Below are 12,434 nucleotides of genomic sequence, written 5' to 3'. Positions count from 1 at the left end.
CAGCGGCGGGATCTTTTTAAAGGGCTTCCCGGCTCAAGACGGTCCCCGGATTCAACCGTATCTCCCTGATTTGAAAAATATTTCACTCCAGGTGTTGACTTGCATGAGGGGGGTGCGTAAAGTTCGCGGCCTCAGCGAAGCAAAGGGTGATTAGCTCAGCCGGGAGAGCATCTGCCTTACAAGCAGAGGGTCGGCGGTTCGATCCCGTCATCACCCACCATCGTTGAGTTTGAAAGTTGATTCACGAGAACTTTCAAGGTTGTAAAAACCAGGATGAAAGTCCTGCATGCGCAGCGGTAGTTCAGTCGGTTAGAATACCGGCCTGTCACGCCGGGGGTCGCGGGTTCGAGTCCCGTCCGCTGCGCCACTTTATCCAGATCGGGTTCGCCGGGTCTGCGATTGAAACGCCAACTGGCAGTTCAATCATGCCGTGATTCAAACTACCGAAAGTTTGTTTCAGGTTGAAGCAAGAGTTACAAGCGATACGCAGCGGTAGTTCAGTCGGTTAGAATACCGGCCTGTCACGCCGGGGGTCGCGGGTTCGAGTCCCGTCCGCTGCGCCATATCCGGTTCCAGAGCCCTTGAACTCTCTGGAACAAACATGAAAGCGACCTTAGGGTCGCTTTTTTGTTGTCTGCGATTTTTACTGTCCTTCGCCCCTCATGTAACGCAGGGTCATCAGGCTCAGCGCCTTAATGCCGGTGGCAAGGCTCGGATCGTCGACCTGAAAGCCCGGCGAATGAGTCGGCCACACCGGTTTGTCCTGCAGTGCCGGCGGAGTGACCCCCATGCGCATGAACAGCCCCGGAATCTGCCGCGCATACTCGGCAAAGTCATCGGCGCCATAGGTGCCGTTGTCGATCTTCACCGGCGTGCCGGACACCTGTTGCAGGACCGGCAACATGCGTTCAGCCAGTGCCGTGTCGTTATAGCCTGACCGGTAGCCACCAGGCAGATACTCCACCGTTGCCGTAGCGCCGGATGCCTGGGCAATGCTCTGCGCGGTATTGCTCATGCGCTTGAGCACATCTTCGCGTTGCTCATCGCTGATCGTGCGTATCGAGCCTTCCAGACGTATCTCGGCCGGGATGATGTTATGGCGGTCGCCGCCCTCCAGGCGGCCCACCGAAATCACCGGTGCTGGAAGCACGCTCAGGTTCGACTGCCGACTGGGAATGGTCTGCCAGGCGAGGATGATCTGCGCCGCCACCGGCACCGGGTCGATCCCGGTCCAGGGAAAGGCCGCGTGAGTCTGGCGCCCGGTGATGCGGGCCACGAAGGTGTCGGCCGAGGCGGTGGTGCGTGCCTTGCTCAGGGTAAAGGTGCCGGCAGTGCCGGCGGTGACGTGAATGCCGAAAATCACCTCCGGTGCCGGCGCCTGCAGTACGCCCTGTTTGATCATCAGCGCGGCGCCGCCTTGCTCGCCAAGTGGCGGGCCCTCTTCGGCGGGCTGGAAAATCAGCTTCAGGGTGCCGGGCAGCGCGTCGCGGTGTGCGGCCAGCACTTCGGCCACGCCGATCGCCATGGCCATATGCGCGTCGTGACCGCAGGCATGCATCACCCCGACGTCCTTGCCACGGCTGCGCAGGTCATTGCCTTCGTCCTTGGCGCGCAGCGTCGAGGCATAGGCCAAACCGGTCTGTTCGGTGAGCGGCAGGGCATCGAGCTCGGCGCGGATGGCCACCACCGGTCCGGGCTGGCCGCCTTTGAGCACGCCGACCACACCGGTATGGGCAACCCCGGTCTGCACCTCGAAGCCCAGCTCGCGCAGGCGCCGGGCGATGCGTTCGGCAGTCTTGAACTCGCGATTGCCCAGCTCGGGGTGGCGGTGAATGGCATGGCGCAGTTCGATCACGCCGGGCAGCAACGTGTCGACCTGGGCCGGCAGATCAGCCCAGGGGTCGCCGCTGCCAGCGCTGGCTTGAGTGCCGATGGCCAGCCAGAGCAGGCTCAGCGCCAGCAGCGGTTTAATAGGTGAACGCGATGGGGGGATAGTTGCCATTGAGCAGGTAGTCTCCGATGGCCTTGTACTTATAGGCCACTGAATCGTGGGTGGTGTGGGTGCGGGCGTTGCGCCAGTGACGGTCGAAGTTGTAGCGGCTCTGAGTGGTTGCGGCGCCGCCTACCTCATACAGCCGCTCGCAGACATGCAGGGCGGCGCGGGTCGACGCGATCTTGGCTTCGGCCACGGCAATCGAGGAGCGCGCCAGAATGGCGTCAAGCTCTGCGCCTTCGGCCAGGCCTTGCAACTGGGTGACGGCGGCGGTCTGTACCGCACCGGCGGCTTTTTCCACCAGCGCCTGGGCGCCATGGATGGTGGCCGACAGCTCGCCAATGGTGTGCAGGATGTACGGATCGTTGCTGGCCTTGTCGACGCCGCTTTCGCGCACCGGGCGCACGCCGCTGCGTGCCCAGGCGATGGCATCGTCCAGCGCCGCCAGGCCAATCCCGACGTCCAGCGCGCAGTGGATGAGCTGGGCGCTGGCGCCGATGTAGTTGCGCCGCTGATACCACTGCGCCAGCGCGATGACCTGATCGGGGTGCACCGGCACGTTCTCCAGCAGGGTGCTGCCGCTGGCGGTGGTGCGCTGGCCCATGCCGTCCCAGTCGTCTAGCAGGCTGATGCCGGGGGTGTCGGCGGGCAGCATCACATACACGGCCTGGCCGGCTTCATCCACGGCCTGGATTTTCAGCAGGTCGGCGAACAGGCAACCGGTGCTGTAGAACTTGCTGCCGTTGAGCAGCAGTTGCTCGCCCTGGCGTTGCAGCCGGGTGTGGATTTCGCCGCGAAAGGTGCCGCTGCGTTCGGCGATGGCTCCGGACGACAGCTTGCGGTCGACAAAGGCACCGAGGTATTCGCGCTGCTGGCGCTCATTGGCGATCAGCCGCAGGTGCTCGACCGTGGCGAAATGCGGGAACAGTGCCTGGGCCACGCTGGGGTCGGCCTTGGCCAGGGCCATGAAGATCTGCGCCACCTGCAACTGGTCAATATCGCCACCGCCCAGCGCCTTGGGCACCCGTGCCGCGCCCAGGCCGGACTCGCGGATCAGGTCAAGCTGGGCGTAGGGCAGGGTGCGCTTGGCGTCGCGCTCGGCGGCGCCGGGCTGGATCTGCGCGGCCAGTTGGTGGGCCAGTGCAACGTAATCAGTCATTGAGCTATCCATCAGGTTTCAGAAGCATCACGCAGCGCTTGGCGCGGGACACCGAACAAAAGAATCAACGCGCCGCAGGTCACCAGGCCGGCGACGATATACAGCGCAAGCGAGATGCTGCCGGTACTGGTCTTGATCGAGCCGATCATGATCGGCGTCAGCAGGCTGCTGACCTGCCCACAGCAATTGACCATCGCCAGCCCGGCCGCCTTGGCCTGGTCGGAGAGGTAATAGGTGGGAATGGTCCAGAACACTGCCGTGGCCACCAGGTAGCCGCTGGTCATCAGGGTCAGGATCGCGATGGCGGCCCAGGGGCTGACCAGAAAGTTTGGCAGGATCAGCATTGCCGTGGCCGCGGTCAGGCCGCCCAGGGCGAAATGCCAGCGGCGTTCCTGGCGCAGGTCCGAATGCCGGCAGGCCAGCAGCATGACCACCACCCCGACCACATAGGGCAGCGCCGAAAACAGCCCCAACTGGCTGAGGTTGGCGACCCCCGATTCGCGGATGATCGACGGCGCCCAGATATTGGTCACGTTGCCGGTGCACATGATGGTCAGGCAGTAGGCCAGGGTGATGAACCACACCTTGCGGTCTTTCAGCGCTTCGACGAAACGCTGATGCCCGCCCGGCTTGCGGTTGCGGCGTTCTTCGTCGAGGGCATGCGCGATGCGGCGTTTCTCATCGTCGCTCAGCCACTTGGCGTTGGCCGGTTTGTCATCCAGCCAGTACCAGGCGAACAGCCCGGCCAGTACCGGCGGGATGCCGGTGACCACAAACAGCCATTGCCAGCCGGTGAACCCGCCCAGGCCGGCAAAGTGGCTCATGATCCAGGTCGACAGCGGGCCGCCGATGATCCCGCAGACCGCGATGGCCATGATGAACCGTGAGGTGATACGCCCGCGGTAGCTGGCCGGGAACCAGTAGGTCAGGTACAGGATCACGCCGGGAAAAAAGCCGGCCTCGGCGGCGCCCAGCAGGATGCGCAACACATAGAACTGCATCGGCGTCTGGGCAAAGGCGGTGGCGATGGTCACCAGGCCCCAGAGCACCATGATGCGCATCATGGTCTTCTTTGCGCCGATCTTTTCCAGCAGCAGGTTGCTGGGGATTTCGAACAGCAGGTAGCCGATGGAGAACACCCCGACGATGATCCCGAAGGTCGCGTCGCTGATGTTCAGATCAGTCTTGAACTGCAAATGGGCGAAGCTGATGTTCACCCGGTCGAGCCAGTTGAGCACGAAGCACAGAAACAGAAACGGCATGATCCGCCAGGCCAGCTTGCGGTACAGCGCCTGATCGAAGCCCTGTGAGGGGGTATGTTCGACCAGCCCCTCGGGGGCTGGCGTGCTGTTTGAAAGACTCATGGGGTCACCAGCTCACGTCGACTTTGGCGAAGTAGTACGCGCCTTCCAGGCCATAGGGCGAATACCAGCTGTAGGTCGGGTTGTCGGTGGGGAAGAAATAGAAGCGCTTGGCTTCGGCATTGAGCTGCTGCGGCCGGCGGTCGAAGATGTTCTCGCCGCCGACGGTCAGTTTCACCGCGTCGGTCAGGTAGTAACCCAGGCTCAGGTCGGTGATGAACGCCGGGCGGATCTTCTCGTCACGGCTTTCGGAGATCTGATTGCGCCCCACCACTTGCGAATAGCGGGTGCCCTTGAGGTTCACATCGAAGTCGCCCAACTGCCAGTTGAGGTTTAGCGAGGTGACGTTCTTGGGGTAGGCGGTGGTCAGGTTGCCCTGCCGGTCGCGGCCCACTGCGCTGACCCTGGTGCCGGCCAGTGCGGCAGGCTCCTTGAGTTTCTCGATGGTCTGCAGGCTCTGGTTACTCAGCAGGGTCCACTGGGTCTTGCCGTACTGGCCGAAGTCATAGCGATAGTCGGCCACCAGGTCGATGCCACGGGTGCGGGTGTCGGCCAGGTTGCCGAAGTAGGAGACGATCTGGTTGGGGTTCAGCCCTTGGCCGGCCAGCAGGTTGGACACCGCTGTGCCTTGCAGGTTACTGGTCTGCAGGATGCGGTCCTTGATGTCGATCTGGTACAGGTCGACCGTCACGCTGAGGTTGTCGGTGGGCGTGGCGACAAAGCCCAGGCTGTAGTTCAGCGAGCGTTCCGGGTCCAGCTGTTTGGCGCCCAGTGCGCGGCCGGCGGCATCATCGACGGTCACGTAGCGGGTGGTGTTCTGCTCCAGTTGGCCGGTGAAGCTGTTGGCGCGCCAGGCGGTCAGCGACGAAGAGTAGTTCTGTTGTTGCAGCGACGGGGCGCGGAAGCCGTTGCTGATGGTGCCGCGTACCGCGAAGGCCGGGGTAAAGGCATAGCGGGTCGAGAACTTGCCGCTGGTGGTGTCGCCAAAGTCACTGTAGTGCTCGAAACGCCCGGCCAGGCTGACATCCCACTTGTCGGTCAGGCGCTGGCTGAGGTCGACATAGGCGGCGGTGTTGGTGCGCGAGTAATTGTGCGCGTCCTGCGGGGTGAAACCGGCCAGGCCCGGCGCGCCGGGGTTGGGGCGCTGGCCGGCCAGCGGGTGACCGGCCGGGAAAATATAGCCGCCGTCACCATAAGAGGCGAACTCGCCATCCTCAATCTGGAAGCCGTCACGGCGAAACTCAAGGCCGGCGGCGACGTTCAGCGGGCTGCTGAACAAGCCGGTGTCGAAGCCGCGGGTCAGGTCCAGGTTATTGGTCCACTGGCTGGCGATCAGATGGCCGCCGTCCATGTCGCGGGGGCTGTCCGGGCCGAGCGACGGGTTCAGCGAGCGTTCGTTGCGGATATTAGCGTCGTTGCGGCCATAGCTGCTGGACAGGTCCCATTTCCAGCCCAGCAGGTCGTCGTGGCGTACACCGATCACGCTTTGGAAGTCGTCCTCTTCGACCACAAAGCGCGGCGCAAAACCGTCCGGGTACACCGAGACAATATTTTGCGGCGAGTTGGCGGTGCGGTAGGTGCCCCAGCTGGTGGAGTTGCGATGGCTGACCGTGGAGAACGAATAGACGGTGACGTCGTCGTTGAGCGGCAGTTCGGCGTTGTAACCGAGGTTGTAAGTCTGCGAGCGCGGCTGGCCAAGCTGCTGGCGGTAGCGGCTTTCGCCGGTTTCACGCGGGTCGGGCTGGCCGTTCTGGGCAAAGTAGATGCGCGTGGAATCCGGTACGGCCCCGGCGACGTTAGAGCTTTCCTGGATGCCGACGTCGGCGCTGAGGCTGAAGAAACCGTCATTGGGCAGGGCAAAGCCCTGGTTGATCTGGGCCTGGCCGCGGGCGCCGAAGTTGCCCTTGCCGCCGACCCGTTCCCGATACTGACCATACAGGGCACTGGCGCTGCCGCCCTGATCGTTCTGCTTGAGGATGATATTGATCACCCCGGCGATGGCGTCGGAGCCGTACTGGGCGGCGGCACCGTCGCGCAGTACCTCGACATGGTCCACGGCGCTGACCGGGATCAGGTCCAGGTCGGCAGGCGACTGGCCGCTGGAGGTCGCGGCGGTCTGGACGAAAATCAACGAGGTGTTATGCCGGCGCTTGCCGTTGACCAGCACCAGTACGTGGTTGCCGCCCAGGCCGCGCAAGGTCGCGGATTTCACCGCCAGGCCGGTGCCGCCGGTAAAGCCTGCGGCGTTGGTGTAGGACGGCACGCTGGCGGCCAGGGCCTCGCGCAGGTTCTGTTTGCCGGAGCGGGCCAGGGCCTCGCCGCTGATCACATCAATCGGCGCCAGGCTTTCAGCCACGGTGCGGCCGGCGTCGCGGGCGCCGGTGACCACCACCGTCTGCAAGGCGGTGTCCTGGTTGTCAGCGGTGTGGGTCGGCTGCGCAGCGAACGCCTGCGGTGTGGCGCACAGGCCGAGGATACCCAGGGTCAGCAGACTGAGCCTTGGGCGATAAGCAATGCAAGGGCGAGACATAGTGAAGCTCCAAGTGAAACGCCGCTTCCATCGCTGGTGGTGGGTGTGCCTGGCAGTACGGGCGTGGCGGAAAAGGGTGGGCAGTTATGGTTATGGTTATCGGTCACGCATGACGTCGATCCTGGCCTGATCGACCAGCGCCAGATGCCGTTGCAGCCGTTCTCTGCGTTCGGCCAATAGCAAGGTTTTGCTCCACTCGACCGCGCGCGGGTCATGGGCGGCCAGTTGCGCGGCCAGTTCCAGGGCGCGGCTGTGCGGGTCGTCGACCACCTCATTGACCAGCCCCAGGGCCAGCGCCTGATCGGCATCGAAGGTCCGGGCGCTGAGCATGATGTCCAGTGCCGCGGCTTCCCCGATCAGGCTCGGCAGGGTGATGGCGCTGAAGCCCGACAGCATGCCGTGGCGCACTTCCGGGAAACTGAATTGCGTGTCGGTACGGGCGATACGCAAATCGCAGTGAATCGCCAGGCTGATGCCCAGCCCCAGGGTATGGCCGTGCAAAGCGGCGATCACTGGCTTGCGCAGGTTGACGCCCACCCCAGGCAGAGCGTTGGCCAGCACGTCGCTGCTGGCGGTCTGGCCGGTGCTGTGAATTTCCTTGAGGTCGGAACCGGCGCAAAACGCCCGCTCGCCGGCACCGCGCAGCACGATGGCGCGTACGTCGGTGTCGTCCTGGGCGCGTTGCCACACCTGACCCAGTGCGGCCTTGGTCTGGCTGTCCAGCGCGTTGAGACGCTCCGGGCGGTTGAGGGTGACCAGCAGAACGCCGTCGCCCTGCTTCTGATACTCGACTGTCATCACGTGATTTCGCTGATTGTGAAAGAAAGACGCATTGCCTCTTGAGGTCGGCGTCAAAGTGGGGAAAACTTAATTGATGTGCACAATGCAAACAACATGTTTGTTATATGAACATATTCTTAAGTGGTTACCAACGGTTATAAAAGATGAAAGCGATAGTTCTGAAAGGCTTCGGCGGGCCCGAGCAGTTGCAGGTCGAAGAGGTGCCCACCCCGCAGCCGGGGCGCGGCGAAGTGCTGGTCAGGGTGCACGCCGCCGGTGTCTGCCACCACGATCTGCTGCACCGTGCCGGGCAGCTGCCCGGCGCACACACCGGTGTGGTGTTAGGCCATGAGGTGGCCGGGGAAGTGGTGCAGGTCGGTGACGATGTGCTGAATCTGGCCGTCGGGGCACGGGTGGTGATCTACCAGCGGCGGTTCTGCGGCCAGTGCCGGCAGTGCCTGCGCGGTCGCCAGGACTTGTGCCGGGCACTGGGCCTGCCGTCGGTGGATACCGAGGGCGCCTATGCCGAGTACCTGCGGGTGCCGGCCATTTCTGCCGTCCCATTGCCCGAGGGGCTCGACTATGTGCAGGCGGCGCTGGCTTCGTGCCCGATCGCCACCAGCGTGCGCGCCCTGCATGGCGAGGCTGCGCTCAAACCGGGTGAAACGGTGCTGATCAACGGCGCCAGCGGCGGCCTGGGCGCGCATCAGATTCAGTTGGCCCGAGCCTTGGGCGCGCGGGTCATCGCCGTGACTGGCAGCGCTGAAAAGCGCGAGTTTCTTGAGGCGCTGGGCGCCCATGAGGTGATTGTCAGCAACGGCAGCTACAGCGCCGAGGTCTGGCGACTGACCGGCAAGCGTGGCGTGGACGTGGCCATTGAAAACCTTGGGCATATGCTGGAGGACACCCTGCGCAGCATGAGCCTGGGGGGGCGGGTGGTGGTACTGGGTAACGTCAGCCCCGGGGCGGTAGCGGTCAATCCCGGATTGCTGATTGGCCGACGCTTGAAACTGCAGGGGTCGGGTAGCGCGACGCTTGAAGAGCTGCGCACCGCGCTGGCGTTGATCGCCGCCGGCCAGGTCAGGCCGCTGATCGACCGGGTGTTGCCGTTTCCTGAGGTGGCCCAGGCTCATGCACTGCTGGAGTCGCGGCAGGTCAATGGGCGCATCGTCCTGAGCGGGTGGTAAGCATGGATATCAGCACCCTGTTGAGTCAGGCCGCGCACAAGTGGCCTGAACGTATTGCTCTGTATGAGCCGGCAGTGCACCGCAGCCTGAGCTTTGCGGATCTGGACCGGCAACTGACGGCCTTCGGCCTGGCGCTGGAGCGTTTGAATGTGCAGGCCGGTGCACGGGTGGCGCTGCTGGCCGAGGCCAGCATCAATTACCTGCTGGCCGACTATGGCTGCATGGCGACAGGCCGGGTGCGGGTGCCGCTGGACCCGGCGTTGTCGGGTGAGGAACTGCTGGCACAGGTGCGTGACGCGGGGGCGCAGTTGCTGCTGTTCTCCAGCCACTATCAGGCGCTGGCCGGGCAACTGCGCCAGGCAGGTGTGCCGTGTCTGGCCCTGGAGGGCTTTGCCGAGGCATCCGCGCTGCCGTTGCCCGCCCGTGCAGCCCAGCCGGCGCAAGCCCTGGCTTCGCTGAACTACACCGGCGGTACGACGGGCCTGCCCAAGGCCGTGATGCACCGGCATGCCAGCCTGTGTGCGGTGTTGCAGAACATCGTCATGGCCCGTGGTGCAGTGCCGGGTGATGTGCTGCTCAACGTGCGCCCGCTCTGGCCAATCGCGGCGGTCGCGGTACTGGGGCATCTGCTCAGTGGCGGCCAGGTGGTGCTGGGCGGGCGCTTCGAGGCGCCAGCATTCATCGGTCAGTTGCGTGAGCATCAGGCGGCTTTCAGTTCGCTGGTTCCGACCCAGCTGTTGCGCCTGCTGCGCGAAGCCGGCACTGCGGCAGCTGATCTGCCCTCGTTGAAAACCCTGGACATCGGTGCGGCGGCGCTGGCCAGCGAGGTTCTGGAGGGCGCATGCCAGTTGTTCGGCAGCCGGCTGAGCGTGCTGTATGGCATGACCGAAGCACCGTGGAGTTGTTATTTGAACGTGGCGCAGATGGCCGCGACCCGTGCTGCGGGTGAGTCTGCTCAAGGGCTGGTCGGACGCCCGGTGTTCTCGGCGGCGCTGCGCATCGACCAGCCGGACGAACAGGGGGTGGGCGAGATTCTGATCGCCGGACCGCAACTGATGGCCGGCTACTGGCAGCAGCCTGAGCTGACCGAGCGCACCCTGGCCGACGGCTGGCTGCGCAGTGGCGATCTGGGCAGTATCCGCGCTGATGGCCTGCTAAGCGTGCAAGGTCGCTGCAAGGACATCATCCGTAGCGGCGGTAAATCGGTGCAGCCGAGCGAGGTCGAGCAGAGCCTGCGTGAGCTGGCCCAGGTGACCGATGTCCATGTGTTTGGCCTGGCAGATCTGGAGTGGGGTGAGCAGGTGTGTGCTGCCGTGGTACTCAGTGAGCCTGGCGCGCTCTCGGACCAGCAACTGATCGAGCACTGTCGCGCGCGGCTGTCGCGTTTCAAAGTGCCGCGGCGCATCTGGTTTCTCAATGAGCTGCCGCGCTCACACTACGGCAAGGTGCAGCAGAACCGGTTGCTGGCCGAACTTGATGCAGGGCCGGGCCAGTGAGCCCGGCCGGGGCGGCTGGCTGCTACAGGTCGCCCAGTTGCGCCGCGATCCCGTCACAGGCGCGGCGCACATGGCTGGCCAGCGGCGACTGCGGATGGATTTCGCTTTCCATCTCCAGCCCGGCAACCACCAGCGCACCGATTGCCGGGCCGTCGCCAGCGCGGATCGGGTAGGCCACCGATGACAGGCCGGGCTTGAACTCGTTGTGGCCGAAGGCGAAGTCCTGTTGCTGACGGATGGTGTCCAGGTTTGGCAGCACCCTGGCGTGGCGTTCGGCGCCCAGCACGGCAATGGCTTGAGCCGTATCGTAGGTGGCCAGGATGGCGCGGCCGCTCGGGCTACCTTCCAGTGGAAAGTGGTCGGCCAGATCGACAATCACGTTCAACGGCGTGATGGGGGTCCACATGCGCTCGATCAACACCACCTGGTCGCCCACCGGCACCGAGACCGAGACGATGGCCTGGCGGTCAGCGGTGACGCGTTGCAGTTCGATGGCGTAGGGCAGGGCGATCTTGCGCAGATTCAGGCGGTTCAGGTAAGCGGTGGAGTACACCAGGCACTCCGGGCCGAGCCGGTAGGTGCCGTTGTGCGACTCGATCAGGCTCCAGTAGGTCAGGGTCTTGAGCAGCCGGTGAATGGTGGTCCGGTCGATTCCGGTAAGGCGCGCCAGATCCAGCGCGCTGGCGCCGTTCTTCTGGCTGGAAAGCGTGCGCAGCAGCACGATCGAGCGGTCAATGACTTGCACTCGGCCGCCACCGGTCGTTTCCTTGCCGGTTTCAGATGCGCGGTTAATAGGGGGGGTATCCATCGTGGCAGTGGTTTCCGAATCGTCTGACGTGCGGCTCGCGGCGCTCAAGGGTAGCCGTGATCGCCGCTTGGGTGAAGCGTTGAGTATGAACAGGGGGGCTGGCGGGCAGATTTCAGTGAATAAGACTTCATGTAACCAAATGCTTGCCAAGTCTGCGTTGATCCCGCGCCTGGGTTGTTGCAGACTTAGCGCCATTTTCCTGATCGCCCTGCCGTTCTTTATCTCCGGGATTTCCGATGTTCAATGTTCTGAATGTTCGTACTGCCTGCTGGGTGTCTGCCCTGCTCATGGCTGCTGGTTGTTCCTCGCCCAAGCAGGCGATCTACGATCATGAGCATTTCGATGACGCCGGAACCTTCTCGCGCACCTACCCGGCCAGCGATACCGCGTCCTGCGAGGCGGCGCGGCGGGCACTGCTCAGCCAGGGCTACATCATCACCAGCAACGACCCGAAGATGATCAGCGGGCGCAAGAGCTTCCAGCAGACTGGCGATACCCATATCGAAATCAGCTTCAACGTGGTCTGCGCCGATGACGCCCATGCCGGTACGTCGAGCATGTTCGCCAACGCCCTGCAGGACCGCTACGCGCTGAAGAAAACCAACACGTCGGCCAGCCTGGGCGTCGGTGTGCTGGGCTCGGTGTCGATGCCGATCGGTTCCACCGACGATTCGATGGTCAAAGTGGCCAGTGAGACCGTCGCATCCACCAAGTTCTACGAGCGCTTTTTCGGCCTGGTAGAGAATTTCCTGCCGCCGGAAGTCAAGCAGGCGGCGCACATCGTCGAGCAACCCAAGCCTGACATGGGTGTGCCTGAAGCGACCGCGCCGGCACCGGCTGCGCTGGTCCCTGCTGCGGCTCCTGCAACTGCTCCGGCGGCCGCCCCTGAGCAGCCGCCAGCGCCAGCCACCGAAACCGCAGCGCCAGTAGCCGCGCCCGCTGACACAAGCCAGCCACTCGCCGCGCCCGTCGAAGCCGGTTCATTCAAGGTTGAGCAGGTCGAGTCGCCGGCCGCGCCGACAGACAGTGCCCATCCCCTCGACAGCGAGCCGAGTAGTCTGGAAGAGCTGCTTGAGCAGCATTCCGCTCCCGCAGAGCAGAGCCCGCCCGCCGAGTAACC

The 12,434-nt window shown here is 64.2% G+C and carries 9 protein-coding genes and 3 tRNA genes; 6 read left to right on the top strand and 6 right to left on the bottom strand.

Annotated elements, in window-relative coordinates:
- The first annotated feature begins 144 nt into the window (after positions 1–144).
- The 3 genes from PSCI_RS27965 to PSCI_RS27955 all read left to right on the top strand — a co-directional run bounded on the left by PSCI_RS27965 (position 145) and on the right by PSCI_RS27955 (position 563).
- A tRNA-Val gene (locus tag PSCI_RS27965) sits at positions 145–220 on the top strand.
- Between the two features lie 70 nt (positions 221–290).
- Positions 291–367: transfer RNA gene (locus tag PSCI_RS27960), tRNA-Asp, on the top strand.
- A gap of 119 nt (positions 368–486) precedes the next feature.
- Positions 487–563 (top strand) — tRNA-Asp (locus PSCI_RS27955).
- A gap of 80 nt (positions 564–643) precedes the next feature.
- Here the strand turns inward: PSCI_RS27955 and PSCI_RS27950 are convergent.
- The 5 genes from PSCI_RS27950 to PSCI_RS27930 all read right to left on the bottom strand — a co-directional run bounded on the left by PSCI_RS27950 (position 644) and on the right by PSCI_RS27930 (position 7,841).
- A complete protein-coding gene (locus tag PSCI_RS27950) occupies positions 644–2,002 on the bottom strand; it encodes an amidohydrolase (RefSeq protein WP_045493529.1) in 1,359 nt (452 codons plus the stop codon).
- Positions 1,968–3,152 carry an acyl-CoA dehydrogenase family protein gene (locus PSCI_RS27945; protein WP_045493526.1) on the bottom strand — a complete coding sequence of 395 codons (1,185 nt, stop codon included), beginning with the start codon at positions 3,150–3,152 and terminating at the stop codon, positions 1,968–1,970. Before PSCI_RS27945 ends, PSCI_RS27950 begins: the two co-directional genes overlap by 35 nt.
- Positions 3,153–3,163: 11 nt before the next feature.
- On the bottom strand, positions 3,164–4,516 hold the full coding sequence (locus tag PSCI_RS27940) for an MFS transporter (protein WP_084710176.1): 1,353 nt from the start codon (positions 4,514–4,516) through the stop codon (positions 3,164–3,166).
- 4 nt (positions 4,517–4,520) lie between these two features.
- Positions 4,521–7,043 (bottom strand): TonB-dependent receptor plug domain-containing protein, encoded by a 2,523-nt coding sequence (locus PSCI_RS27935; RefSeq protein ID WP_045493523.1) that lies wholly within the window; start codon positions 7,041–7,043, stop codon positions 4,521–4,523.
- A 96-nt stretch (positions 7,044–7,139) separates the two neighbouring features.
- Complete coding sequence (locus PSCI_RS27930) at positions 7,140–7,841, bottom strand: enoyl-CoA hydratase/isomerase family protein (protein WP_045493520.1); 702 nt, start codon at positions 7,839–7,841, stop codon at positions 7,140–7,142.
- Between the two features lie 146 nt (positions 7,842–7,987).
- Between PSCI_RS27930 and PSCI_RS27925 the strand changes: the two genes are divergently transcribed.
- Positions 7,988–9,010 carry an alcohol dehydrogenase catalytic domain-containing protein gene (locus PSCI_RS27925; protein ID WP_045493517.1) on the top strand — a complete coding sequence of 341 codons (1,023 nt, stop codon included), beginning with the start codon at positions 7,988–7,990 and terminating at the stop codon, positions 9,008–9,010.
- Between the two features lie 2 nt (positions 9,011–9,012).
- Positions 9,013–10,506 (top strand): class I adenylate-forming enzyme family protein, encoded by a 1,494-nt coding sequence (locus tag PSCI_RS27920; protein ID WP_045493514.1) that lies wholly within the window; start codon positions 9,013–9,015, stop codon positions 10,504–10,506.
- 22 nt (positions 10,507–10,528) lie between these two features.
- Here the strand turns inward: PSCI_RS27920 and PSCI_RS27915 are convergent, their stop codons facing one another.
- Positions 10,529–11,251 carry an IclR family transcriptional regulator gene (locus tag PSCI_RS27915; protein ID WP_231906538.1) on the bottom strand — a complete coding sequence of 241 codons (723 nt, stop codon included), beginning with the start codon at positions 11,249–11,251 and terminating at the stop codon, positions 10,529–10,531.
- Between the two features lie 299 nt (positions 11,252–11,550).
- Here PSCI_RS27915 and PSCI_RS27910 point away from each other — a divergent pair, with 299 nt between their 5' ends.
- Positions 11,551–12,432, top strand: coding sequence for a DUF2242 domain-containing protein (locus tag PSCI_RS27910; RefSeq protein WP_045493507.1), 882 nt, complete (start codon positions 11,551–11,553; stop codon positions 12,430–12,432).
- Positions 12,433–12,434: the final 2 nt, after the last annotated feature.

This window comes from Pseudomonas sp. StFLB209 (assembly GCF_000829415.1).
Classification (GTDB): domain Bacteria; phylum Pseudomonadota; class Gammaproteobacteria; order Pseudomonadales; family Pseudomonadaceae; genus Aquipseudomonas.
The sequence above is the reverse complement of the archived record's forward strand: the minus strand, read 5'-3'. Positions and strand labels throughout refer to the sequence as shown.